Origin of the sequence: Pseudomonas sp. (genome assembly GCF_035554175.1) — a bacterium.
GTDB lineage: Bacteria > Pseudomonadota > Gammaproteobacteria > Pseudomonadales > Pseudomonadaceae > Aquipseudomonas.
In genome coordinates this window covers 12,336-37,343 of record NZ_DATMIV010000041.1, presented here as the reverse complement: position 1 = coordinate 37,343, position 25,008 = coordinate 12,336, and the positions used below count along the sequence as shown (strand labels likewise).

The window sequence follows — 25,008 nt, the reverse complement described above, 5'->3', positions numbered from 1 at the left end:
CGCAGAAACGCATGCTTTGCCAGAGAGTGCCGCTCTGCGCCGCATCTTACAAGCCGCCGGAGAAGGGACTTTAAACCTTGTCGCATAAAGCGAGTCTCAACAATAAGCCCTACAACGGCCTGCCGCCGGCGCTGCCGGACACTTACCCAGGCCTGCCATCAGCAGGCGCGAAATGAGGTCATCATGAAAATTCGTGAACTCGCCCAGCATTGGGAAGAAAACGCCAAAGGTCGTCTGACCGATACCGGCTACACGATTCATCTGGACGTAGAAGCCGCCGCGCGCCTGGCGGCGATTGCCGAGATGTACCCGAAACGTCGTCCCGAGGAACTGCTCGGCGAACTGATCGGCGCCGCCCTCGAAGAGTTCGAGGCGAGCCTGCCGTATGTAAAGGGTTCGACGGTGGTGGCGACGGATGAGGAAGGTGATCCGCTGTATGAAGACGTCGGGCCTACGCCGCGTTTTCTGGCGTTGTCGAGGCGGCATTTGCATGACCTGTCGTCAGCCGAGCACAAGCAAAAGCACTGACACGACACCCATCAACCCTGTGGGAGCGAGCCTGCTCGCGAATGCAGATTTCCATTCAGCAGTTGCGCTGACTGATACACCGCATTCGCGAGCAGGCTCGCTCCCACACCGGCCGATTTCAGTTCGCAAAGCTGTTTTGCACAGCGTAGAGAACCCCCGCGCGTACCGCTCAAAACCGCCAAAGTTCCCGTCCCAGAGCCTTGTCCACACGGTCAATTTAATTTTTGGCGATAGGCCATCTTTTCTGAACTTTTCAAAAATGCCGCCGGTCGGAACTGGTAACCACGCCTGGAACGAGCGTTTCAATTCGCGTCAACAAGCGATGCTTTCGGCTCCTCTGCCAGGATGGATTCAGTTGTATTTTCAGGAGATGCCTAATGGAGTTGAAGACCATGAAAACCCAAACCTCGTTTTCCCACTTGCGCGGTCTGAAACTGGCCGCTCTGGCCATCGGCACCAGCTTCGTGCTGGCCGGTTGCGCGGGTAACCCACCGACCGAGCAGTACGCCGTGACCCAATCGGCCGTCAACAGCGCCGTCAGCGCGGGCGGTACCGAATTCGCTGCGGTGGAAATGAAGCAGGCTCAGGACAAACTGAAACAAGCTGAAATCGCCATGCACGACAAGAAGTATGACGAGGCCAAACGCCTGGCCGAGCAGGCCGAGTGGGACGCTCGCGTCGCTGAGCGCAAGGCTCAGGCCGCCAAGGCCGAACAGGCTGTGAAGGATTCCCAGAAAGGTGTTCAGGAACTGCGTCAGGAAAGTCAGCGCACCGTGCAGTAAGCGCGCATCCCGACCGCAAAGCTGAAACTCTTACCGATAGAAAGGACGACAAATTATGCGTAAGCAACTGATGATTCCCGCTCTTCTGGCCGCAAGCGTTGCATTGGCTGCCTGCTCCACCCCGCCTAACCCGAACCTGGAACAGGCGCGCACCAACTACGCCGGCCTGCAAGCCAACCCACAAGCGAGCAAAGTAGCGGCGCTGGAAACCAAAGACGCCAGCGATTACCTGGACAAGGCCGACAAGGCTTATCTGGACAAGGAAGACGCGGCCAAGGTTGATCAACTGGCTTACCTGACCAACCAGCGCGTGGAAGTGGCCAAGCAGACCATCGCCCTGCGCACCGCTGAAAACAACCTGAAAAACGCCGCTGCCCAACGCGCCCAAGCGCGCCTGGATGCCCGTGACCAGCAGATCAAACAGCTGCAGCAAAGCCTCAACGCCAAGCAGACCGATCGCGGTACGCTGGTAACTTTCGGTGACGTGCTGTTCGCCACCAACAAGGCTGATCTGAAATCCAGCGGTCTGGTGAACATCAACAAACTGGCGCAATTCCTCCAGGAAAACCCGGATCGCAAAGTGATCGTCGAGGGTTACACCGACAGCACCGGTACCGCGAGCTACAACCAGTCGCTGTCCGAGCGTCGCGCGACTTCCGTGCAGATGGCTCTGATCAAGATGGGCGTCGATCCTTCGCGCATCGTGGCTCAGGGTTACGGCAAGGAATATCCGGTAGCGGATAACGGCAGCGTGTCGGGCCGTGCGATGAACCGTCGCGTGGAAGTGACCATTTCCAACGACAACCAGCCGGTAGCACCGCGTTCTTCGGTGAGCTCGAACTAAGCTTCACGCCGTAACGCAAAAGCCCCCGCCTGAGTGATCAGGCGGGGGCTTTTTTTGAAGATCAAAAGATCGCAGCCTTCGGCAGCTCCTACATTTGCAATGCGTTCCCTGTAGGAGCTGCCGAAGGCTGCGATCTTTTGCTTTTAAGGTTCCAGTTTTTGCGGGGTTTGCTCGCCCATGCAGCGCACAGCTTTTTTCTGTGCATTGACCAACACCCCGGTCAGGCCCTTCTGTTCGGTATCGAACAGCACCAGCACGCCATCAATACACTGCGCCACTTGCGGTGCGGGGGTCAGGGAGAGTTTGTAGTCTTCGCCGGGAACGGTCTTGAGCATGGTGAATTCGTTGAGCAGCAACGCATCCTCAGGCTTGGCGAAATGCAGATAGCCGTAGTACCACAGCGCCCCCACGGTGCCGAGGATGCTGCAAATACCCGTGATGATCAGCGGGATAGCGTTACGTTCTTCAGTCATTGCGGATTCTCATCTTCAGAATTCGGGAGCGGCGGATAGTTGGGGATTTCGCCGAGGCGACGCAGGCCGTCGAAGTGTTCGGGATCGTCGAGATAGCGCAGCATGACCTGACGCCATACCGGGTCGCCGAAAGTTTGCACATGACCACCACGGGTCAGCTGCAACACGCGCGGTGGCGGCGCTGCCTGATACAGGCGAATACCGTTGGCCATCGGCACCAGCGGATCGTCGATGCTGTGGTAAATCAGCTTCGGCACGCCAGTCAGCTGCGCCATCGAGTTGATCGCGCTGTCACCATCCGGCACCAGCCAGGAAAGGGGCACCTGCAATGGCCAGGTCAACCAGGAAGTGCTGAGGGCGAACTGGCCGACACTCCGGTAACTGGCCGGCACGCCGTCCAGCACCAAGGCCTTGAGCTGTTTCTGCCGCTCCGGGTGCTGCGCCAGCCAATGCACCGCCATCGCGCCGCCAAGGCTTTGCCCGAGCAGCACCAGCGGCTTGCCTTTGACCTCCGGCGCGTGGTCGAGCCAGGCGAACGCCGCGTCGATATCCCGATAAATTGCCGGCAGGCTAGGCTTGCCCTCGGACAAACCGTAACCACGATAGTCGACCAGCAGCACCTGATAGCCGTTCTTCGGCAACCACCAGCTGCCGCCCAGGTGCATCGGCAGATTGCCGCCGTTGCCGTGCAGATGCAGGACGGTCCCTTTGACCTCGACACCGGATTTGGCCGGTAGCCACCAGGCGTTGAGTTTGAGGCCGTCGGCAGTGGTCAGGGTGACAGTGCGGTATTCGAGCCTGGCTTTGTCGGGGGTGAAGATCTGGCCCGGTTCGGGATAGAACAGCAGCGAACTGCAACCGCCGAGGGTCAGAAGCAGGCATAGGATGCCGAGGATTCTCATCCGGTGAAACCTCGCAATAAAAGAGAAGCTGACACAAATCAAACCTGTGGGAGCGAGCCTGCTCGCGAAAGCGGTGTGTCAGCCAACATCAATGTTGAAGATGAAATCGCATTCGCGAGCAGGCTCGCTCCCACAGGGGGAGTCGTGGCTGGGGTTAAAGGATATTTGAATAATCCGCTTCGATGCGGTCCAGACTCAAATGGTTGAGGAAGTTGGAGAAACACATCCACGCCGACAACGCATTCAAGTCACGGAACTGATCCGGCAAATATTTGGGCGGCACCACCAGGCCTTCATCCACCAGTTGCCGCAAGGTACGCATGTCTTCCAGCGTGGTCTTGCCACAGAACAACAGCGGAATCTGCTCGAGCTTGCCCTTGCGCACGGCCAACTGAATGTAGTTGTAAACCATGATGAAGCCTTTGAGGTAGGACAAGTCTTTGGTGAATGGCAGACCGGTCGGCGTCGAGCCACGGAAAACCCGACTGGCGTTGCCGTAGCTTTCCGCCATTTCGAACCCCTGCTCGCGGAAGAATTCGTAGATCTGCAAAAAGTCCGCGCCCTCTTCGACCATATGAATCGCGCGGGTACGGTTGGTCAGTTTGCGCAGACGACTCGGGTAGGACGCGAACGTGATGATCTCCATCAGAATCGCCAGGCCTTCCTGCGTTACCGTCGATGAGGGCGGGCCCTTGGACAGGAACGTGCAGATCGGCTGGTTCAAACCGTTGAGCGTGGTGCCGACATGCACCAGGCCTTCGTGGACTTCCAGAGCGCGCACGTCGCGGTCATTGAACAGCGCGTCGGTGCGGATCTTGATGTAGTCGGCACCCGCTGCGGCGTCGGCGACAATGCCGTCGGATTCGAACACGCGAATGGTCTCTTCGGCCTCGCCGAACACCTTGTTCAGCCGGGTTTGCAGCAGGTGTACTGCGTCTTTGGCGGTGAGGATTTTTGGCTCGTCCTTGAGGTCGCCGCGCCCGTCGATGTTGTTCAGGTAGTCGGACATCATCAGGCCGAGGTCGGCCAGGGTCGGGTCACCGGCGTGGAAGGCGTCGGATGCCGCGCCGTACAGCTCCTGCGAGATCAGGCCGAAATCCTCGGTGCCGCGCGCTTCGAGCATGCGCACCACCATGCGGTATTCCTTGCACATGCGCCGCATGATCTGCCCGACCGGGTTGAACTGGCCGAGCTGGCGGGTGATGTCGCGCTCGATGTTCTGGAATTCCAGTTTGACCTGGCTTGAGTCGAATGACAGCGGCCGGTTGAGGTAGTAGTCGCGATCCACCGCCGGCATTTCCTTGCCCTTGGCCTTGAGGAAACCCTTGCGCACGTTGTCGTCCCACTTGACCGCATCGAGCACGCGGATCGGCGTCTGCGCCAGCACAATGCGATCGGACAACATGCGTATCGTCTGCTGGTAATCGTCCACCCGAAACTCCTGTAGAAAACGTGACGTAGTCAATCATAGGCGTTGAGGCCTTTGTGGGAGCGAGCCTGCTCGCGAATGTGCTGTTTCAGGCACAGAGTCTTGAAGCTCAGACCGCTTTCGCGAGCAGGCTCGCTCCCACAGGGTATAGCGTCGAATGCTAGACCGACGCCAGCACCAGATGCATATACCGCGTCAGAATCCCGAGCATTTCCTCTTCGGCCAAAGGCTCGGCGTCGTTGAGCAGGCCCTGATATTCCATGCGTCCGATAATGGCCGTCAACACCTTGGCATCCTGCTGCGGTTCGCGCGAGCCCAGTACCTGGAACAACTGGCAGGTGCCCTGCAACAGAATCTGCTGATGCGAACGCACCAGGATCGCCAGTCGCGGGTTGAGCAGCGCCTCCTGACGGAACGCCTGCTCGGCCATCAGATGCTCGCGGCGATTGATCAGTTGCCGGTGCACGTAATCGGCCATTAACCGCGCGATGTCGTCGGCCAGTTGCGAGCGCGACTCGGGACTGCCGTCAGCACTGACCACCATTTCGCGCAACAGACCTTCATTGTTGATCCACAACTTGGCCATGTACGCCGCGCTGCGTTCGACGTATTGAGCGAAGGTATCGGTGAGCAGGTCGTCGATGTCCTTGAAGTAATACGTGGTCGCCGACAGTGGCACCCCGGCCTCCGCCGCTACCGCACGATGGCGCACGGCACGCACGCCATCGCGCACCACAATACGCATCGCCGCATCGAGAATGTCCTGACGACGCTGCTCACTGCCCTGTCGGCTGGCCTTGCGGCCCTGGTACTGAACACTTTCAGCAACCGCAGTGGCGATACCCGCTGCACCTTCTTGAGCTATTGCACCCATCACGACAGCACTTCCTCTGCTATTTGCAAAATTAACCAATTGATACATTTGTACCAGACGGGCAATAAAAAGCCGCCTGTTTTAGGCGGCTTTTTAACTGAAACGTTTACGCTTGCGGTCGCATGTGCGGGAACAGAATCACATCGCGAATCGACGGCGAGTTGGTCAGCAACATCACCAGTCGGTCGATGCCGATACCTTCACCGGCCGTTGGCGGCATGCCGTACTCCAGCGCTCGCACGAAGTCGGCGTCGTAGTGCATGGCTTCGTCGTCGCCGGCGTCCTTGTCAGCCACCTGCGCCATGAAGCGCTCGGCCTGATCTTCCGCGTCGTTCAACTCGGAATAGGCGTTGGCGATTTCACGGCCACCGATGAACAGCTCGAAGCGGTCGGTAACGCTCGGGTTCTCGTCGTTGCGACGGGCCAGCGGCGATACTTCGAACGGGTACTGGGTAATGAAGTGCGGCTGTTCCAGCTTGTGCTCGACCAGCTCTTCGAAAATCATCACCTGCAGCTTGCCCAGACCTTCGAAGCCCAGCACCTTGGCGCCCGCCTTTTTGGCGATGGCGCGGGCCTTGTCGATGTCGTTCAGGTCATCGGCGGTCAGCTCAGGGTTGTACTTGAGGATCGAGTCGAATACCGACAGACGCACGAACGGCTCGCCAAAGTGGAACACCTTGTCGCCGTACGGCACGTCGGTGCTGCCCAGAACCAGCTGCGCCAGCTCGCGGAACAGTTCTTCGGTGAGGTCCATGTTGTCTTCGTAATCGGCGTACGCCTGGTAGAACTCCAACATGGTGAATTCAGGGTTGTGACGGGTCGAAACGCCTTCGTTACGGAAGTTGCGGTTGATCTCGAAGACTTTCTCGAAACCGCCGACCACCAGACGCTTGAGGTACAGCTCTGGAGCGATACGCAGGAACATTTCCATGTCCAGCGCATTGTGGTGGGTTTCGAACGGCTTGGCCGCAGCGCCGCCCGGGATGGTCTGCAGCATCGGCGTTTCGACTTCGAGGAAGTCGCGCTTCATCAGGAAGCTGCGGATGTGCGCGATCACTTGCGAACGCACGCGGAAGGTATGGCGCACATCTTCGTTGACGATCAGGTCGACGTAGCGCTGACGGTAGCGCTGCTCGGTGTCGGTCAGGCCGTGGTGCTTGTCCGGCAGCGGGCGCAGCGATTTGGTCAGCAGGCGCACGTTGGTCATTTCAACGTACAGGTCGCCCTTGCCGGAACGTGCCAGGGTGCCTTCGGCGGCAATGATGTCGCCCATGTCCCAGGTTTTCACCGCGGCCAGGGTTTCTTCCGGCAGGGTCTTGCGGTTGACGTAGACCTGGATACGCCCGGTCATGTCCTGAATCACCATGAACGAGCCACGGTTGAGCATGATGCGACCGGCAACCTTGACCGGGATTGCAGCCTCTGCCAGCTCTTCCTTGGTCTTGTCCGCGTACTGTTTCTGCAGTGCATCGCAATAGTTTTCGCGGCGGAAGTCGTTCGGGAAGGCATTGCCTTTGGCGCGCTCGGCAGCAAGCTTTTCCTTGCGCAGGGCGATCAGCGAGTTTTCTTCCTGTTGCAGGGCTTGCGGGTCGAGTTGTTGGTCGCTCATGTCTTTAAGTATTCCATCAGGTTCGTTGCCCCCGGGCCCTGCGGCCCGGGGATCGCCAGCAGGCTGGCTCCTACAGGGATGGCGTTGAATCAGCCGATCCTGTGTTGGCGTCTGTTACAGGCCCGATTTCAGGCTGGCTTCCAGGTACTCATCGATGTCGCCATCGAGCACCTTGTCGCAATCGCTGCGTTCGATGTTGGTCCGCAGATCCTTGATCCGCGACGCATCGAGCACGTAAGAGCGGATCTGGTGACCCCAGCCGATGTCCGACTTGGTGTCTTCCAGCGCCTGCGAGGCCGCGTTGCGCTTCTGCATTTCCTGCTCGTACAACTTGGCCCGCAGCATTTTCATGGCGGTGTCCTTGTTGGCGTGCTGGGAACGTTCGTTCTGGCAGCTGACCACGGTGTTGGTCGGAACGTGGGTGATCCGTACGGCCGAGTCGGTGGTGTTTACGTGCTGACCACCGGCACCGGAGGAACGATAGGTGTCGATCCGCAGGTCTGCCGGGTTGATCTCGATTTCCACCTTGTCATCGATCTCTGGCGAGACGAAAACGGCGGAGAACGAAGTGTGGCGACGGTTGCCGGAGTCGAACGGGCTCTTGCGCACCAGACGGTGCACGCCGATCTCGGTACGCAACCAGCCAAAGGCGTATTCACCCTTGATGTGCACGGTCGCGCCCTTGATCCCGGCGACTTCGCCGGCGGACAGCTCCATGATGGTTGCGTCGAAACCGCGTTTGTCGGCCCAGCGCAGGTACATGCGCAGGAGGATGTTGGCCCAGTCCTGCGCTTCGGTGCCGCCGGAACCGGCCTGGATATCCAGGTAGGCGTTGTTCGGGTCCATTTCATGGCTGAACATGCGACGGAATTCGAGTTTGGACAGGGACTCTTCAAGACCTTGCAGAACTTCGACGACATCGTTGACCGCGCCTTCGTCGTTCTCTTCGACAGCCATCTCCAGCAGCTCGCGGCAATCGGCCAGACCGCCGTTCAGTTCGTCGAGGGTGTCGACGATCTGCGCCAGCGCGGCACGCTCGCGGCCCAGCTCCTGGGCGTATTCAGGTTTGTTCCAGACACTCGGATCTTCAAGCTCGCGATTGACTTCGGTCAGACGCTCATGCTTTTGATCGTAGTCAAAGATACCCCCGAATAGTTTCGGAGCGCTCGGACAGGTCCTTGATGGTGTTCAGGATCGGGTTGATTTCCATGACGGGCAGCACTCGTTGGCGAACTTTTGAAAGCCGGCGAGTATAACGTAAACAGGCTGTCGCGGCAGCCCGTCTGGCGGCTGTGGGGGCGATTCACTTGACACATTTTCCCGGTAGGAGCTGCCGAAGGCTGCGATCTTTTGATTTTGCTTCAGGATCAAAAGATCGCAGCCTTCGGCAGCTCCTACCGGGATCGTGGGGTCTATTCGATCCCGACCTGATTCCGCCCATTGTTCTTGGCCAGATACAACCCGCGATCCGCCGCGGAAATCAGCAGCCGGCAATCCGTACCCGACTGCGGCACCATGGTCGCCAGGCCAATACTGATGGTCAGACTGGAGCCCTCAGTCGGTGTGTTGTGCGCAATTTTCAGCGCCGCCACGGTCTGGCGCAGCTTCTCGGCCAGCAACCGCGCGCCGCCCGGCGAGGTGTTCGGCAGCACCAGCACGAATTCCTCACCGCCATAACGCGCCGGCAAATCCGAGGGTCGAGCGCTGGCCTCACGAATCGCCGTGGCGACCTTGCGCAGCGCCTCGTCGCCTTCAACGTGGCCAAAGCTGTCGTTGTACGACTTGAAGTAATCGACGTCGATCATCAGCAACGACAGCTGCGTCTGATCGCGCAGGCAGCGGCGCCACTCCAGTTCCAGATACTCGTCGAAGTGACGACGATTGGACAGACCGGTCAGGCCGTCGGAGTTCATCAGCCGTTGCAACACCAGGTTGGTGTCGAGCAATTGCTGCTGGCTGACCCGCAGCGCACGATACGCCGCATCGCGCTGCAGCAGGGTCATATAAGAACGCGAGTGGTAACGGATGCGTGCGACCAGCTCGATGGTGTCCGGCAGTTTCACCAGATAATCATTGGCACCGGCAGAGAACGCCGCGCTCTTGATCAGCGGGTCCTCCTTGGTCGACAGGACGATGATCGGGATGTCCTTGGTCGCCGGATGATTGCGGTATTCGCGCACCAGGCTCAGGCCATCGAGGCCGGGCATCACCAGATCCTGGAGGATCACCGTCGGTTTGATCCGCACCGCTTGGGCGATGGCCTGCTGCGGGTCGGAGCAGAAGTGGAAGTCGATGTTTTCCTGATTCGACAGCCCACGGCGCACCGCTTCGCCGATCATCGCCTGATCATCCACCAACAACACCATGGCGGCGTTCTCGTCGGTTTTAATGTCGTCGATCTGTAAATCATTCATGGGCGGTCACCTGAGTACTGCGGGGGCCGGGATTGCGGATCAACCGGTTCATTTGGGGAAAATCTCCAGCAATCGTGGCGCTATCTTTTCCAGCGAGCGAATTTCCACCGCGGCATCAATCGCCGCGGCAGCCTTGGGCATGCCGTACACCGCACTGCTGTGCTGATCCTGGGCGATGGTCAAATACCCCTGTTGACGCATGAGCTTAAGCCCTTGCGCGCCATCGCGCCCCATCCCGGTCAATAAAACCCCGACGGCGTCACCGTTCCAGTAACTGGCGACGCTTTCGAAAAACACGTCGATGGAGGGGCGATAGATTTCATTGACCGGCTCGGCGGTGTACGCCAGCGTGCCGTTTTTCAACAGGCGAATATGGTGATTGGTCCCGGCCAGCAGCACCGCGCCACTTTGCGGCGGCTCGCCTTCGCGGGCCAGACGCACATCGAGGCCGCTGGCGCTGGCCAGCCATTCGGCCATGCCGGCGGCGAACACTTGATCGACATGCTGCACCAGCACGATCGCCGCGCAAAAATCTTTCGGCAAACCTTTGAGCAGCACTTCCAGCGCGGCGGGCCCGCCGGCGGATGAGCCAATGGCCACCAGCCGCTGACGTGACGGCGAACCGCGCGGAGCACTCGGCGCCGGGCGCGAACGCGGGGCCTTGTCGCCGATCAGCCAGCCGATATTGAGGATCTTGCGCAACAAGGGCGCCGCCGCTTCCTTGGCATTGCCGGCGCCGATGGCAGGCGTATCGACCACGTCCAGAGCGCCATGCCCCATGGCCTCGAAAACGCGGTGGACGTTCTGCTGACGATCCACCGTGACGATGACAATGGCGCAGGGCGTCTCGGCCATGATCCGACGCGTGGCTTCGACGCCGTCCATGACCGGCATGATCAGGTCCATGAGGATCAGGTCCGGCGTGTATTCGGCGCAGCGTTGCACCGCCTCGGCGCCGTTGCTGGCGACCCAGACCACCTGATGTGCCGGTTCGAAGGCCAGGGCTCGGCGCAGAGCCTCCACGGCCATGGGCATGTCGTTGACGATTGCGATCCTCATGCCCGCGCTCCTCCAATGAGCTCGACCACTGCATCGAGCAGGGCGTCGTCATGAAAACTGGCTTTGGCTAGATAATAGTCGGCGCCAGCGTCCAGTCCACGGCGCCGGTCTTCTTCACGATCCTTGTACGACACCACCATCACCGGCAGCGATTGCAGACGGTTGTCGCGGCGCAACAAGGTAACCAGTTCAATGCCATCCATGCGCGGCATGTCGATGTCGGTGATCAGCAGATCGAAGTTCTCCGAACGCAGCGCGTTCCAGCCGTCCATGCCGTCCACCGCGACGGCGACGTCGTAGCCGCGATTGAGCAGCAATTTGCGTTGCAGCTCGCGCACGGTCAGCGAATCGTCGACCACCAGTACCCGTTTGCGCGCGGCTTCGGCAGCCTGATTGCCGTGGCGGGCAATGCGCTCCAGTCGCCCGGTATTGAGCAGTTTGTCGACCGAGCGCAGCATGTCTTCGACATCGACGATCAGCACCACCGAACCATCATCGAGCAAGGCCCCGGCGGAAATGTCCTGAACCTTGCCCAGGCGCTCATCCAGCGGCAACACCACCAGCGTGCGCTCACCGACAAAGCGCTCGACCGCCACGCCGTAAATCGCTTCGCGCTCGCGAATCACCACGACTTTCAGGGTATCGCCAGCGTTCTGGCTGGCCGGGCGATTGAGCAACTGGCTGGCCGCAACCAGCCCGACATGCCGGCCCTCGTGCCAGAAATGCTGACGTCCTTCGACCTGGACGATGTCTTCGGGCGCCAGGTCGCACATGCGTTCAATGTGCGCCAAGGGGAATGCGTAAGCCTCTTCGCCGACTTCCACCACCAGACTGCGCACCACCGACAGCGTCAGCGGCACTTCGAGATGGAAGCGACTGCCCTCGCCTGCCGTCTGCTCCAGCACCACGGCTCCGCGCAACTGGCGGACCATGTGCTGCACGGCGTCGAGACCGACGCCACGGCCCGACACTTCAGTGACCTTGTCGCGCAGGCTGAAACCGGGCAGGAACAGGAAAGTCAGCAGCTCTGCCTCGCTCAATTGCGCCGCGGTTTCGGCGGGGGATAACTGCCGCTCGACGATGCTGCGGCGAACTTTTTCCAGGTCGACGCCATGGCCGTCATCGCTCAATTCCAGCACCAGCAAACCCGCCTGATGAGACGCGCGCAGGCGGATCAGGCCTTCCTCGGGCTTGCCCTTGAGCACGCGTTGTTCCGGGGTTTCGATGCCGTGATCGACCGCATTGCGCAACAGGTGAGTCAGCGGTGCTTCGAGTTTTTCCAGCACGTCGCGATCGACCTGGGTTTTCTCCCCTTCGATCTCCAGACGCACCTGCTTGCCGAGGCTGCGCCCGAGGTCGCGAACCATGCGCGCCTGGCCGCTCAACACATCGGCGAACGGGCGCATGCGGCAGGCCAGCGCGGTGTCGTAAAGCACCTGCGCACGCTGGCTGGCCTGCCAGGCGAATTCGTCGAGCTCGGCGTTTTTCTCGCTGAGCAACTGCTGCGACTCGGCGAGCAAGCGTCGCGCATCTTCCAGGGCCTCCAGCGCTTCCAGGCTCAGCGCATGTTCTTTCAAGTGAACGTTGAGGTTTTCCAGAGCGCGCAGGCCGTTGTTCTGCATGCGCTTGAGGCGCTGCATGGTGGCCAGATGCGGTTTCAACCGCTGGGTTTCCACCAGCGACTTGCTCGACAAATCGAGCAGGCTGTTCAGGCGTTCGGCGGTGACGCGCAAGACGCGCTCGCCGCCCTCGGTGGTGCGTTTGTTTTTGCGCGGTGTTGGCTCGGCGGGCTCGTCAATGGCAGGCGCCGACACAATTGGCGCTGGCTCGATCTGCAACTCGGCCATCGGCGGCGGCGCAACAACAGCGGCTGCCCCCGACGGATCGAGCAGCCGCCCCATCAGTGCCACATAAGCTTCGATATCTGACGGTTGCGGCGCTATGGCCGGCGTGGCGATACGCATCAGCAGATCGGTGCCCTGCAGCAACGCATCAATGTGTTCAGGGCGCAGCAACAAGCGCCCTTCCTGCGCGCTGACCAGACAATCTTCCATGACATGGGCGACGCTGACGCCACTGTCGATGCCAACAATGCGCGCCGCGCCCTTGAGCGAGTGCGCCGCGCGCATGCACGATTCCAGTTGATCGGCCTGTGTCGGGTTGCGCTCCAGCGCCAGCAGCCCGGCGCTGAGCACTTGTGTCTGCGCTTCGGCCTCGAGGCTGAACAGCTCGAGCAGAGAGGCGTCGCGCATTTGCTCGGGGGTCATGTCAGGCTCCGGGTCACGGCGGACAACAGCTGTTCTTCATCCAGCCAGCGCAAGCTGCGACCGCGATACTGAAGAACGCCACGGGTGTACTTGGCACTGGCTTGCGCGCCGGACTGCGAGGCGGCATCGAGGATGCGTTCGTCGATGGCATGAATGCCGTCAACTTCATCCACCGGCACCACCACCGGCCCGCCGTGGGCGGCGATGATCAGCATGCGCGGCATGACACGCCCGCCACTGACCGGCGCGACGCTGCCGTCGAGGTCGAGCAATTCCACCAGCGACAGGCACGCCACCAGCGCGCCACGTACGTTGGCCACGCCGAGCAAGGCGCGCGAGCGCTGGTGCGGCAGCGAATGAATCGCCTGCAGCGGTGCGACTTCGACCAGGCTGCGCGTGGCCAGTCCCAGCCATTCTTCACCGAGGCGGAACATCAGCAGCGAGCGGGTTTTGACATCGGCTTCAACATTCGTGACCACCGCATCGCGCTGGTCCTGCTGCAATGAATAGCGGTCGAGCAGACGCGTGGCGGCAGCGGAATACACCGAGCAGTTACGGCAATGGATGTGCTCTTCCAGCAACGGACACGACTTGTCGCCATGAATGCCGATGCGGTTCCAGCAATCGTCGATGGCCCGGGCGTCCTCGTGGGTGACGTTCAAGGTGTCGGACGCGTTCATGGTTTACGCTCACTGTCGGCAGTGCGCCCGCTGCGGGCGGCGCGCTCCTGCAATCGTCGGGCACCCGCCGTGTCGCCCTGAGCCTGCAGCAACGCGGCCAGGTGCATCAGCGCTTCGGGGTGTTGCGGTTCGAGATACAAGGCCTTGCGGTAGTAGCCCTGGGCTTCGAGGCTTAGACCGGCGACATCGCTGAGCAGGCCGAGCCAGTAGAACACCTGCGCCACCGGTTCATGGCTGCGCAGGTAGTCTTCGCACGCGGCACGGGCCGCGGCGCTTTTGCCTTCGTTGGCCAGTGCAGCAATCTGCGCCAGCAGCGTTGCTGCGTCCGGGTCGGCGGTTTTTTTCGTCACTGGCAAAGCGGTCACGGCGGCAAACGGACGGCTGCGCACTGGCGCTGGCGGCGTGCTGCGCTGTGGCTGGATGACCGGCACGGCAAGCGGTTCAGGCGTGGGCAACGGTTCGGGGTGCGGCTCGCTGTGACGGCTGAAGGCGAACGACTGCGCGATGCCGATGGAACGCATGCCCAAGCGTCCGAGCAGACTGCCTTCGGCCGGGCCGATAAACAGCACGCCGTCGACATGGGTCAGGCGCTTGAGCACTTCAAACACCTGGTTCTGCGTCGGCTGGTCGAAGTAGATCAGCAGGTTGCGGCAGAACACGAAATCGAAGGCCGGCTCGTTCGCCAACAGCGTCGGATCGAGGACATTGCCGACCTGCCAGCGTACCTGTTCGCGAACATATTCATTGACGCGGTGACCGTCCTGCTCGGGCATGAAATGCCGCTCGCGAAACTGCAGATCCTGCCCGCGAAACGAGTTCTTGCCGTAGACAGCGCGGCGCGCCTTATCCACCGACAGCGGGCTGATGTCCATGCCGTCGACCTTGAACTGATGGGGCTTGAGTCCGGCATCGAGCAAGGCCATGGCGATCGAATAGGGTTCTTCACCGGTCGAGCACGGCAGGCTGAGGATGCGCAATGCGCGCATGTTGTTCAGCTCGGCCAGACGCTGGCGCGCCAGTTTGCCCAAGGTGGCGAAGGACTCCGGGTAGCGGAAGAACCAGGTTTCCGGGACGATCACTGCTTCGATCAATGCCTGCTGTTCATCCCGCGAGCCTTGCAACAGTTGCCAGTATTCATCGGCGTGGGCGGCTTGGGAAAGCGTGGTGCGCTGGCGCACGGCCCGCTCAATGATCGCCGCGCCCACCGAAGCGACATCGAGGCCGATGCGTTCCTTGAGGAAATCGAAAAAGCGCTGTTCACCGCTCATGGCTGCGCCTCAAGCGTCATTGGATCGCGCGGCGGATCGGGGAACAGCACACTGCGCACGGCGTCATCGAGCAAGTCATTGACTCGCACCCATTGCAGTAATCCCTGCGCGTCTTCGCGCACCGGGCCGAGGTACGGCGCCTCGCGGTTATCGAGACCGTAGGGCTGAAAGTCTTGCGGATGACAGCGCAGCGTGTCGGTGGCCTGCTCAAGAATCAGTCCGAGCCATTGCACCGGCTGCGCTTGATCCGGCTGGTAGTTGACCAGCACCAACCGCGTGCTGGTGCGCGCCTCGGCGGGCTGACCAAAAGTCAGCGCGCTGAGGTCGATCACCGGCACCACCGCGCCGCGATAGGCGAACACCCCGGCCACCCAATGTGGCGCCCGGGCAATCGGCTTCAACGGCAGACGCGGCAGCACTTCGGCCACTTCCGTCGCACGCAAGGCATAGCGCTCGCTGCCGATGCGAAACAGCAGAAACAGCGCCTGCTTCACCACTGGCGCGGCGCCGCGTTTGGCGATGATTTCGCTCATCAGACTTTGAATCGCGAAACGCCGCTGCGCAGGCCGACGGCCACCTGGCTCAGTTCGTCGATGGCGAAACTGGCCTGGCGCAGCGATTCGACGGTCTGGCTGCTGGCATCGCCCAACTGCACCAGCGCATGGTTGATCTGCTCGGCACCGGTGGCCTGGGCCTGCATGCCCTCGTTGACCATCAACACCCGCGGTGCCAGCGCCTGCACCTGATGGATGATCTGCGACAGCTGCTCGCCGACCTGCTGCACTTCGGCCATGCCTCGGCGCACTTCTTCGGAAAACTTGTCCATGCCCATCACCCCGGCCGACACCGCCGACTGGATCTCGCGGACCATTTGTTCGATGTCGTAAGTAGCGACGGCGGTCTGATCGGCCAAACGTCGCACTTCGGTGGCCACCACGGCGAAACCGCGACCGTACTCGCCGGCCTTCTCGGCCTCGATCGCCGCATTGAGCGACAGCAGGTTGGTCTGGTCGGCCACTTTGACGATGGTTACCACCACCTGATTGATATTGCCGGCCTTCTCGTTGAGGATCGCCAGTTTGGCGTTGACCAGATCCGCTGCGCCCATCACCGAATGCATGGTGTCTTCCATACGCGCTAGGCCTTGCTGGCCGGAACCGGCGAGCACCGAGGCCTGATCGGCAGCGGTGGAGACTTCGGTCATGGTGCGCACCAGATCCCGCGAAGTCGCGGCGATCTCGCGAGACGTCGCGCCGATTTCGGTGGTGGTCGCTGCAGTTTCGGTGGCGGTGGCTTGTTGTTGCTTGGAGGTGGCGGCGATTTCAGTGACCGAGGTGGTCACCTGCACCGACGAGCGCTGGGCCTGGGACACCAGCGCTGTCAGCTCGGTCATCATGTCGTTGAAGCCGGTTTCGACCGCGCCGAACTCATCCTTGCGATCAAGGTTCAGGCGCGAACTCAGATCACCGGTGCGCATGATGTCGAGGATCGTCACGATACGGTTCATCGGCGCCATGATCGCGCGCATCAACAACAGGCCGCAGAGACCCGCGGCCAGCACCGCGACCAGCAGGGAAATGACCATGCTGACTTTGGCCGTTGCGACTGCATCGTCAATGTTGGCCATGGCGTTATCGGCGACCCGTTTGTTTTCACCGATGATATCGTTGAGTTTCATGCGCCCCGCGTACCACGCCGGGGTCAGTTTTTCATGGAACATCCTGACTGCATCGGCCTCCAGATTGCGCTTGTGCAGATCCAGCACGGCATCCTGCATCTGGATGTAGGCATCGTGGTACTTCTCGAAGGCGGCAAATTCGCTGCGATCTTCATCGGTGGCCATGGTCTTGCGATAGTTGGCCATCTGCTCTTGCAGACGCGCCTCGAAAGCCTTGTAGTCCGCCGCATCTTCGCTGGAAATGCCCTGACCTTCCTTGAGGCCCAACAGCTCCTGGGTCTGCAGATAACTGTCGACCCACGCGCCGCGAATCATCGAGCTGTAATAAACGCCGGGGATGGCATCGTCACGCACACTGTTTTCACTGGCCTCGATCTTCAACAGCCGCGAGTAGGACAGCACCACCATCAACAGCATGATGGTGATAATCACCGCAAAGCTCGCCAAAATGCGTTGGCGCAATGTCCAGTTCTTCACAGTGAATCCTCGTGCCTGATCGAAATGCGGGGAGTATAGCCGAGCGCGGTGTTTCATTAATAAGACGGTTATCAACCTGCGTCCCCCGCTTCCTTGCAGGAGCGAGCCATGCTCGCGATAGCGGTTTATCAGTCGCCGATGATTCGCCTGAACGGACGCCTTCGCGAGCAGGCTCGCTCCCACAGGTTTCGCGGATGAACTTGAATTCGGGGCAAACCAAAAATCCCTTGCAGGAGTGAGCCTGCTCGCGAGAGCGGTTTATCAGTCGCCGATGATTTGCCTGCACAGACGCCTTCGCGAGCAGGCTCGCTCCCACAGATTTCGCGGATGAACTCGAATTCGGGGCAAACCACAAAGCCCTGTGGGAGCGAGCCTGCTCGCGAAGCCAACACCTCGGTCTCGGCAAATACCCAACTGCGCAAGAAGTTGCGCTTGCCAACGTTGAGTACGTCCTGACTCAGCCGAAACACGGAGCCTGGACAGCGGTTCAGTTACCTGAAATCACGCATAGAACTGACGAAGGTACAGTGATCACGTTCTCAGCCTGGTGGCAGGAGGTCTGATTCGCGCTTCATGCGGCAGCCAGACAGCTGTAATCACAGGCGCAAAAAGCAGATCTTTCTAACCGCGCTCCACTGTCGCTTTCCTCCAGTCCGCAGGCAAAAAAATCGCAGCCTAACACTGCGATTTTTTAAACGATAACTTTAAACCGCCGCCAACCGCACCTGCTTCTCCAGCTCCACCTTCAACCCCGGCTCCAGTTTCAACTGCCGTGCCAGTTCGTCCAGATAACTCTTCTCCATGAAGTTCTCCTCATCCACCAGCATCACACTGGCGATGTACATCTCCGCCGCCATTTCCGGCGTGCTTGCCGCACGGGCAACATCCGTAGGGTCGAGGGGTTTGTTGAGTTCGGCGTGGAGCCAGTGTTGCAGTTCCTGGTCGTTGTCGAGTTTGCTGAATTCGCCTTCGATCAATTCACGCTCGCGCTCGTCGATATGACCGTCGGCCTTGGCAGCAGCGACCAGGGCTTTGAGGATCGCCTGGCTGTGTTCTTCGACTTGCGCGGGTGGCAGGCGGTCGAGAGTTTGTGGTTCGCGTTGTGGCGCGCTGCCTTTCTGGGCGTTGTAGTTGCCGTAAGCCTTGTAGGCCAGCACGCCCAGCGCGGCGAGGCCGCCGTAAATGGCGACTTTGCCGCCGACCTTGCGGATCTTTTTATTGCCGAGCAGCAGGCCCATCGCGCCTGCGGCCAATGCGCCGCCACCCGCGCCGGAGAGCAATCCGCCGAGGCCGCTGGAGCCAGACGAGCCACCGAGCAAGCCGCTGAGTCCGCCGGCAGCCGACTTGTTGGAAGCGCCGCCAGCCTTGTTCTGCAGCATTTCCTGCCCGGACTTGAGCAGTTGATCGAGCAATCCACGGGTGTTCATGTTCCGTCTCCAAACAAGGGTTATCCGGATCTAAGGCCCTCAGCCTAGTTCGAAAGTGCCCGAAGCCGACGTGCGAGTGTGCTTCCAGATGTTGCTCGGTACTCAAAGCCGCCCACAAAGGACGCTACGAAAAAAAGGGGCAGGCTTTTCTGCCTGCCCCTTCTCCATTCGCGTTTCAAAACCGCGAAACACTCCGCATCGCATCCACCAGATAGCGCATGGCGATCCGGTCGCTCTCCGATAGCTCTCGATAGCGCTCTACCAGTTTCAATTCCTCGGAATTGAGACGGCGTCTTCTGCGTCCGCCGCCCAAGCAAGGAAAGATGCCCAACATTTCGGTGATGCCCTGTATTTTTGCCATGGACGATGTCCTTCTCTATTGAGTCAAGAAACTGCTAAACCTCACATCGCCCTGCCTCTCCGAGCAGCGTCGTGTGCCCTGCCGGCACGAAGGCTTGTATCCGGTCTTGTCCATAGAATAGGAATTAAATCGGCGTTGAAAAGCGGTTTTTAGAGTAATTAATCGAAAAAAGCAGATATGCCCTCTAAATCAGAGAGCCCTGTCAGAAAAATTACAGACATGTCTTGTTTCATTGCCAGATGACTCGGCGTAAACAACCCTTTTTGCCCGACAATCGAACCGTTTAAGCTAGCGCGCATCTGTTTATAGTCCGTTGCGTTTGGCCGAAGGCATGACCGAACCGTAATTTCTGATCCAGCACGTGCCAGGAACGGCGCGGGATTGCTCACGACAGGTTGTAACTATGCATCGCAGGAATTTGCTCAAAGCATCCATGGCCATTGCGGCTTATACCGGTCTTTCGGCGTCCGGCCTGTTGGCCGCCCGCGCCTGGGCTGCCAATGGTGGCGCCGCCGATGGCGAGGCCCAGGCGTTCGATTTCGATTCGTTGAAGCGCCAGGCGAAACAACTCGCCGGCAGTGCCTATCAGGATACGAAACAGGTGTTGCCGCCAACCTTGGCGACCATGACCCCGCAGAATTTCAACGCGATCCGCTACGACGGCGAGCATTCATTGTGGAAGGAAAACAAAGGCCAGCTGGACGTGCAGTTCTTCCACGTCGGCATGGGCTTCCGTCAGCCGGTGCGCATGTACAGCGTTGATCCGAAGACCCGCATGGCGCGCGAAGTGCATTTTCGCCCGGCGCTGTTCAACTACGAGAACACTTCGGTGGACACCCAGCAGCTCAAGGGCGACCTGGGTTTTGCCGGCTTCAAATTGTTCAAGGCACCGGAACTGGATCGGCATGACGTGGTGTCGTTTCTCGGCGCCAGCTATTTCCGCGCGGTCGATGCGACTGGCCAATATGGCCTCTCCGCGCGTGGCCTGGCCATTGATACCTACGCGAAGAAGCGCGAAGAATTTCCCGACTTCACCAAATTCTGGTTCGACACACCGGACAAGAACGCCACACGCTTTGTGGTCTATGCACTGCTCGACTCGCCGAGCGCCACCGGCGCCTACCGGTTCGACATCGATTGCCAGGCCGAACGCGTGGTCATGGAAATCGACGCGCACATCAATGCCCGCACCACCATCGAACAACTGGGCGTCGCGCCGATGACCAGCATGTTCAGTTGCGGCACCCACGAACGCCGCATGTGCGACACCATTCACCCGCAGATCCACGACTCCGATCGCCTGGCGATGTGGCGCGGCAACGGCGAGTGGATCTGCCGGCCGCTGAACAACCCGGCAACGTTGCAGTTCAATGCCTTCGCCGACAAGGATCCGAAAGGTTTCGGCCTGGTCCAGACCGACCACGAATTCGCCAACTATCAAGACACCGTCGATTGGTACAGCAAACGCCCGAGCCTGTGGGTAGAGCCTACAACCGCGTGGGGCGAAGGCTCGATCGATCTGCTGGAAATTCCTACGACCGGCGAGACGCTGGATAACATCGTTGCGTTCTGGACGCCGAAAAAGCCGGTGGCTGCCGGTGATTCGCTGAATTACGGTTACAAGCTTTACTGGAGCGCGTTGCCACCGGTCGGCACGCCGCTGGCACGGGTGCATGCAACGCGCTCGGGCATGGGCGGTTTCACCGAGGGTTGGGCGCCGGGTGAACATTATCCGCCGGTGTGGGCGCGGCGCTTTGCCGTGGACTTCACTGGGGGTGGTCTGGAGCGCCTGCCACAGGGCACCGGGATCGAACCGGTGATCACTTGCTCCAACGGCAAGGTGCAGGACTTCAGCGTGCTGGTGCTGGATGACATCAAGGGTTACCGGATCCTGTTCGACTGGTACCCGACCAATGACAGCGTCGAGCCGGTGGAGCTGCGCTTGTTCATTCGCACCAATGACCGCACGTTGAGCGAGACCTGGTTGTACCAGTATTTCCCGCCGGCACCGGACAAGCGTAAGTACCCTTGAAGTTTTGTAGCGTTTGAACGGGCCTGCTCGCGATAGCGCCAGCCACGGCAACACAAACTGCCGGAGACAGAAAAGCCCCGACCATCACCGGCTCGGGGCTTTTGCTTTTCAGCTTTTATCAATCACGCAAATCCGACTCATGAATCGGCTGATCCCGATGGGTCGCACGCTGATACTGCGCCGGCCACACCGCTTTGCGCCCGCCCAGATCGTCGTCGGCATGCAACGGCCAGTACGGGTCACGCAGCAATTCCCGGGCAAGGAAAATGATATCGGCCTGACAGGTGCGCAGAATGTGCTCGGCCTGCGCCGGTTCGGTAATCATTCCCACCGTGCCGGTGGCGATGCCTGACTCTTTGCGCACACGCTCGGCAAAGCGCGTCTGATAACCCGGCCCGACCGGAATCTCCGCGTTAGCCGCCGTACCGCCCGATGATACGTCAATGAGATCCGCGCCGAGGGTGTGAAGGCGGCGCGCCAGCTCGACAGTTTCGTCCGGGTTCCAGCCGTCCTCGACCCAGTCGGTCGCCGAGACGCGGACGAATACCGGCAATTCCTCCGGCCACACCGCCCTCACCGCTTCGGTGACCTGCAGCACCAGACGGATGCGATTTTCGAACGAGCCACCGTATTGATCGCGGCGCTGATTACTCAGCGGCGAGAGAAACTGATGCAGCAGATAGCCGTGCGCCGCGTGCACCTCGACCACGCTGAAACCCGCCGTCAGGGCGCGTTTGGCCGCATCGACGAAGGCTTGAATCACTTCGTCGATCTGCGCTTCATCCAGTTGTTTCGGTTGCGTGTGTTGAGGGTCGAAGGCAATCGGCGAAGGCCCGACCGGTGTCCAGCCGCCGTCCTCGGGTTTAACGCTGCCATGCTTGCCGATCCATGGCCGATGCGTGCTGGCCTTGCGTCCGGCGTGAGCCAGCTGAATGCCGGCGACCGCGCCCTGGGCGGTGATAAACCGGGTAATGCGTTGCAGAGGAGCAATCTGTTCGTCGTTCCACAGGCCGAGGTCTTCGGCGGTGATGCGCCCGTCGGCCGTCACCGCCGTGGCCTCGGTGAACACCAGACCGGCGCCGCCCACAGCGCGGCTGCCCAGATGCACCAGATGCCAGTCGTTGGCCAGGCCATCGACGCTGGAGTACTGGCACATCGGCGAGACGGCGATGCGGTTGGGCAGGGTCAGTTGGCGAAGGGTAAAGGGTTCAAGCAGCAGACTCATGGGGCACCTCTCGAATCAGTGGGCAGGCTCCAGGGTTCTGTTTGAAAAGTCGACGAGTGACAGAAAGAAGGTGCAGCACCCGCCCCCGCGGGCAAAAATTCGACAAGACGTCACAAGGCCAATCAAGCAGTGCTTAGAGCCTAGTCGACAACCGGGGATGAGCGAGGGTTCAAGACGTTTTCTGTGAGCACCCCTCGCCTGTGGCGAGGGAGCTTGCTCCCGCTCGGCTGCGTAGCAGCCGTTAAACCTGCCAACGCAGTTTTCCGACGCAATGCGGTGAAAGCGTTTAGGGCCGCTTCGCAGCCCAGCGGGAGCAAGCTCCCTCGCCACGAAAGCTCTGCGTGTTTAGCGCGGTTCGATGTGGGCGATCATCAACTGAACGGTCTCGTTGCCGCGAAACTCGTTAACGTCGAGCTTGTAAGCCAGTTCAACCCACTGGATCGTCGGGTTCGGCCACACATCGCGATCAATGCCAAATGCGATGCCATCGAGTTTCACCGAGCCGCATTCGCTTTTCAGCACCACTTTCAAATGCCGCTCGCCGACCACCCGCTGCTCGACCAACTGAAACACGCCGTGGAATAGCGGCTCCGGAAAGTGCTGGCCCCACGGGCCGGCGTGGCGCAACGCGCGGGCCAGTTCGAGATGGAATTCCTCAACCGCCAGCGTGCCATCGGAAAGCATGCGCCCGGTCAGGTCTTCCTCGCGAAGTTGTCTACGCACTTCGGCGTCGAAAGCCTCGGCGAACAGCGGAAAATTCTCCTGCGCCAAGGTCAGGCCGGCGGCCATCGCGTGGCCGCCATACTTGGCGATCAGGTTCGGATGCTGCGCCGCGACCACGCTAAGCGCATCGCGAATATGAAAGCCTTGCACCGAACGCCCGGAGCCCTTGAGCAGACCATCGCCGGCATCGGCGAAGGCAATGGTCGGGCGGAAATAGCGTTCCTTCATGCGCGAGGCGAGGATGCCGATCACGCCCTGATGCCACTGCGGGTCGAACAGGCACAGACCAAACGGCATCGATTCGACCGGTAAATCCTTGAGCTGCGCCAGCGCTTCACGCTGCATGCCCTGCTCGATGGATTTTCGATCCTGATTCATGCCGTCCAGTTGCGCGGCCATTTCCCGCGCCAGATTGGCGTCAGCGGTGAGCAGGCATTCGATGCCCAGGCTCATGTCGTCCAGACGCCCCGCAGCGTTCAGGCGCGGGCCGACGATAAAACCCAGATCAGTGGAAGTGATTCGCGCCGCATCACGCTTGGCCACTTCAAGGATCGCTTTGATCCCCGGCCGCGCCCGTCCCGCGCGAATCCGCTCCAGCCCCTGGTGCACAAGGATGCGGTTGTTGGCGTCCAGCGGCACCACGTCGGCGACGCTGCCCAAGGCCACCAGGTCAAGCAGTTCACCGATGTTCGGTTGCGGTTTGCTCTCGTACCAGCCGAGGCTGCGCAAACGCGCGCGCAGCGCCATCAACACATAGAAAATCACCCCGACGCCGGCCAGCGCCTTGCTCGGAAACTCGCAGCCCGGCTGGTTCGGATTGACCAGCGCATCAGCCTTCGGCAGTTCATCACCGGGCAAGTGATGGTCGGTGATCAGCACGTTGAGCCCGGCCCGCTTAGCCGCCGCGACGCCTTCGACGCTGGAAATGCCGTTGTCGACGGTGATCAATAATTGCGGTTCACGGGTCAGCGCGACTTCGACGATTTCCGGCGTCAGGCCATACCCGTATTCGAAGCGGTTGGGCACCAGGTAGTCGACATGTGCCGCACCCAGCAGGCGCAAGCCGAGCACACCGACGGTACTGGCCGTGGCGCCGTCCGCATCGAAGTCGCCAACGATGAGAATGCGCTGACGCTGCTCCAGTGCCGTCACCAGCAGATCCACGGCCTTATCGATGCCCTTGAGCTGCTGGAACGGAATCAAGCGCGCCAGACTCTTGTCCAGCTCCGCTTCCGATTGCACGCCCCGCGCCGCGTACAGGCGGGTCAGCAGTGGCGGCAGATCACCGAGAAAAGGCAGCGTGGCAGGCAGTTGACGAGGTTCGATACGCATGGGGTGACGGAGGCTTCTCTTTGATTCGTAGGAAATATCAGCGGTGTCGCGACTTCAGCCGCGCTCGCCTTGCAGCCATTGCAACTGGACTTCGTGCTGACCGCGGTCGTCGGTGACGAAGATCGTGCCTTCGCTGATCATCACGTCCCACTTGATGACGCGGGGCATGTCCTTGGCCAGAGTCTCCAGCACTTCTTGCGGAACGGCGGCGATGTTGACGTTTTTCAGATTCTTGATCGCCGGAATCACCTTGGTTTCCCACACGCGCAGACTGCCGTAGGCAAGCAGGCTGGTGCGCTCGGTGCGGCGCGAGCACCAGGTCAGGCGATCGACATCCGGCTGACCGACTTCGATCCAGTGCAGGACCCGGTCGTCCAGACTCTTTTCCCACAAGGCCGGTTCATCCACGTCTGACAGACCACGGCCGAAAGACAATTGCTCGTTGTACCAGAGTGCGTAAGCCAGCAGACGCACGGTCATGCGCTCTTCGGTTTCCGAAGGATGACGGGCAATGGTCTGCTTGACGTTCTCGTAGACGCTACGGTCGAGGTCGGTGAGGTTCAGTTCGAATTTGTAGGTAGTGGACGGCTGGGCCATGAACGGGCTTCTTGATACGAGGAAAGT

Annotated in this window: 22 protein-coding genes; 4 read left to right on the top strand and 18 right to left on the bottom strand. The window is 60.5% G+C overall.

From position 1 onward, the window contains the following. The first annotated feature begins 183 nt into the window (after window positions 1-183). The 3 genes from VNV36_RS18440 (at window position 184) to lptF (ending at window position 2,154) form a co-directional block, all read left to right on the top strand. The gene (locus VNV36_RS18440; protein ID WP_325719194.1) at window positions 184-528 is read left to right on the top strand and encodes a pilin assembly protein; all 345 of its coding nucleotides are present in this window, start codon (window positions 184-186) and stop codon (window positions 526-528) included. Between the two features lie 377 nt (window positions 529-905). Continuing rightward, window positions 906-1,310: a DUF4398 domain-containing protein gene (locus VNV36_RS18435; protein ID WP_325719192.1), complete on the top strand. Its 405-nt coding sequence runs from the start codon at window positions 906-908 to the stop codon at window positions 1,308-1,310. Window positions 1,311-1,365: 55 nt separating this feature from the next. Beyond that, window positions 1,366-2,154: a lipotoxin F family OmpA-related lipoprotein LptF gene (gene lptF / locus VNV36_RS18430; protein ID WP_325719190.1), complete on the top strand. Its 789-nt coding sequence runs from the start codon at window positions 1,366-1,368 to the stop codon at window positions 2,152-2,154. A gap of 143 nt (window positions 2,155-2,297) precedes the next feature. Here lptF and VNV36_RS18425 read toward each other — a convergent pair whose 3' ends face one another. From VNV36_RS18425 to VNV36_RS18355, 15 genes are all read right to left on the bottom strand, one after another. After that, window positions 2,298-2,627 carry a PA3694 family proteiin gene (locus VNV36_RS18425; protein ID WP_325719188.1) on the bottom strand — a complete coding sequence of 110 codons (330 nt, stop codon included), beginning with the start codon at window positions 2,625-2,627 and terminating at the stop codon, window positions 2,298-2,300. Continuing rightward, window positions 2,624-3,529, bottom strand: a complete 906-nt coding sequence (locus tag VNV36_RS18420) for an alpha/beta hydrolase (protein ID WP_325719186.1) — start codon at window positions 3,527-3,529, stop codon at window positions 2,624-2,626. Before VNV36_RS18420 ends, VNV36_RS18425 begins: the two co-directional genes overlap by 4 nt. A gap of 154 nt (window positions 3,530-3,683) precedes the next feature. Further along, window positions 3,684-4,934: a flavohemoglobin expression-modulating QEGLA motif protein gene (locus VNV36_RS18415; protein WP_166554750.1), complete on the bottom strand. Its 1,251-nt coding sequence runs from the start codon at window positions 4,932-4,934 to the stop codon at window positions 3,684-3,686. A gap of 184 nt (window positions 4,935-5,118) precedes the next feature. Next, window positions 5,119-5,832 carry a TetR/AcrR family transcriptional regulator gene (locus tag VNV36_RS18410; protein WP_325719184.1) on the bottom strand — a complete coding sequence of 238 codons (714 nt, stop codon included), beginning with the start codon at window positions 5,830-5,832 and terminating at the stop codon, window positions 5,119-5,121. A gap of 106 nt (window positions 5,833-5,938) precedes the next feature. Further along, entirely contained in the window at window positions 5,939-7,441 is a 1,503-nt protein-coding gene (gene lysS, locus VNV36_RS18405; RefSeq protein WP_325719182.1) for a lysine--tRNA ligase, read from the bottom strand. Window positions 7,442-7,555: 114 nt separating this feature from the next. Next, window positions 7,556-8,651, bottom strand: a protein-coding gene (gene prfB, locus VNV36_RS18400; protein ID WP_325719180.1) for a peptide chain release factor 2 whose coding sequence is annotated in 2 segments (ribosomal slippage) — window positions 7,556-8,578 and window positions 8,580-8,651 — 1,095 coding nt in all. Because the reading frame shifts where the segments join, the coding sequence is not laid out codon by codon here. Window positions 8,652-8,853: 202 nt separating this feature from the next. Continuing rightward, on the bottom strand, window positions 8,854-9,855 hold the full coding sequence (locus VNV36_RS18395) for a diguanylate cyclase domain-containing protein (RefSeq protein ID WP_325719178.1): 1,002 nt from the start codon (window positions 9,853-9,855) through the stop codon (window positions 8,854-8,856). 48 nt (window positions 9,856-9,903) lie between these two features. Then, window positions 9,904-10,914 carry a chemotaxis response regulator protein-glutamate methylesterase gene (locus VNV36_RS18390; protein ID WP_325719176.1) on the bottom strand — a complete coding sequence of 337 codons (1,011 nt, stop codon included), beginning with the start codon at window positions 10,912-10,914 and terminating at the stop codon, window positions 9,904-9,906. Continuing rightward, on the bottom strand, window positions 10,911-13,181 hold the full coding sequence (locus VNV36_RS18385; protein WP_325719174.1) for a hybrid sensor histidine kinase/response regulator: 2,271 nt from the start codon (window positions 13,179-13,181) through the stop codon (window positions 10,911-10,913). Before VNV36_RS18385 ends, VNV36_RS18390 begins: the two co-directional genes overlap by 4 nt. Further along, window positions 13,178-13,861, bottom strand: a complete 684-nt coding sequence (locus tag VNV36_RS18380) for a chemotaxis protein CheW (protein ID WP_325719172.1) — start codon at window positions 13,859-13,861, stop codon at window positions 13,178-13,180. Before VNV36_RS18380 ends, VNV36_RS18385 begins: the two co-directional genes overlap by 4 nt. Beyond that, the gene (locus VNV36_RS18375) at window positions 13,858-15,129 is read right to left on the bottom strand and encodes a CheR family methyltransferase (RefSeq protein WP_325719170.1); all 1,272 of its coding nucleotides are present in this window, start codon (window positions 15,127-15,129) and stop codon (window positions 13,858-13,860) included. The genes VNV36_RS18380 and VNV36_RS18375 overlap by 4 nt, the downstream gene beginning before the upstream one ends. Next, the gene (locus VNV36_RS18370) at window positions 15,126-15,662 is read right to left on the bottom strand and encodes a chemotaxis protein CheW (RefSeq protein ID WP_325719168.1); all 537 of its coding nucleotides are present in this window, start codon (window positions 15,660-15,662) and stop codon (window positions 15,126-15,128) included. The genes VNV36_RS18375 and VNV36_RS18370 overlap by 4 nt, the downstream gene beginning before the upstream one ends. Continuing rightward, the gene (locus VNV36_RS18365; RefSeq protein WP_325719166.1) at window positions 15,662-17,284 is read right to left on the bottom strand and encodes a methyl-accepting chemotaxis protein; all 1,623 of its coding nucleotides are present in this window, start codon (window positions 17,282-17,284) and stop codon (window positions 15,662-15,664) included. The genes VNV36_RS18370 and VNV36_RS18365 overlap by 1 nt, the downstream gene beginning before the upstream one ends. 704 nt (window positions 17,285-17,988) lie before the next feature. After that, complete coding sequence (locus tag VNV36_RS18360) at window positions 17,989-18,711, bottom strand: tellurite resistance TerB family protein (protein ID WP_325719164.1); 723 nt, start codon at window positions 18,709-18,711, stop codon at window positions 17,989-17,991. A 175-nt stretch (window positions 18,712-18,886) separates the two neighbouring features. Next, window positions 18,887-19,072: a hypothetical protein gene (locus tag VNV36_RS18355; RefSeq protein WP_016771524.1), complete on the bottom strand. Its 186-nt coding sequence runs from the start codon at window positions 19,070-19,072 to the stop codon at window positions 18,887-18,889. Between the two features lie 403 nt (window positions 19,073-19,475). On the opposite strand from VNV36_RS18355, the gene VNV36_RS18350 reads away from it, so the two are divergent. Beyond that, window positions 19,476-21,104 (top strand): glucan biosynthesis protein D, encoded by a 1,629-nt coding sequence (locus tag VNV36_RS18350; protein ID WP_325719160.1) that lies wholly within the window; start codon window positions 19,476-19,478, stop codon window positions 21,102-21,104. A 118-nt stretch (window positions 21,105-21,222) separates the two neighbouring features. Here VNV36_RS18350 and VNV36_RS18345 read toward each other — a convergent pair whose 3' ends face one another. From VNV36_RS18345 to VNV36_RS18335, 3 genes are all read right to left on the bottom strand, one after another. Next, window positions 21,223-22,329 (bottom strand): NADH:flavin oxidoreductase/NADH oxidase, encoded by a 1,107-nt coding sequence (locus tag VNV36_RS18345; protein ID WP_325719158.1) that lies wholly within the window; start codon window positions 22,327-22,329, stop codon window positions 21,223-21,225. Between the two features lie 345 nt (window positions 22,330-22,674). Continuing rightward, complete coding sequence (gene recJ, locus VNV36_RS18340) at window positions 22,675-24,384, bottom strand: single-stranded-DNA-specific exonuclease RecJ (RefSeq protein ID WP_325719156.1); 1,710 nt, start codon at window positions 24,382-24,384, stop codon at window positions 22,675-22,677. 54 nt (window positions 24,385-24,438) lie between these two features. Beyond that, window positions 24,439-24,981, bottom strand: coding sequence for a YaeQ family protein (locus VNV36_RS18335; protein WP_325719154.1), 543 nt, complete (start codon window positions 24,979-24,981; stop codon window positions 24,439-24,441). Window positions 24,982-25,008 lie beyond the last annotated feature (27 nt).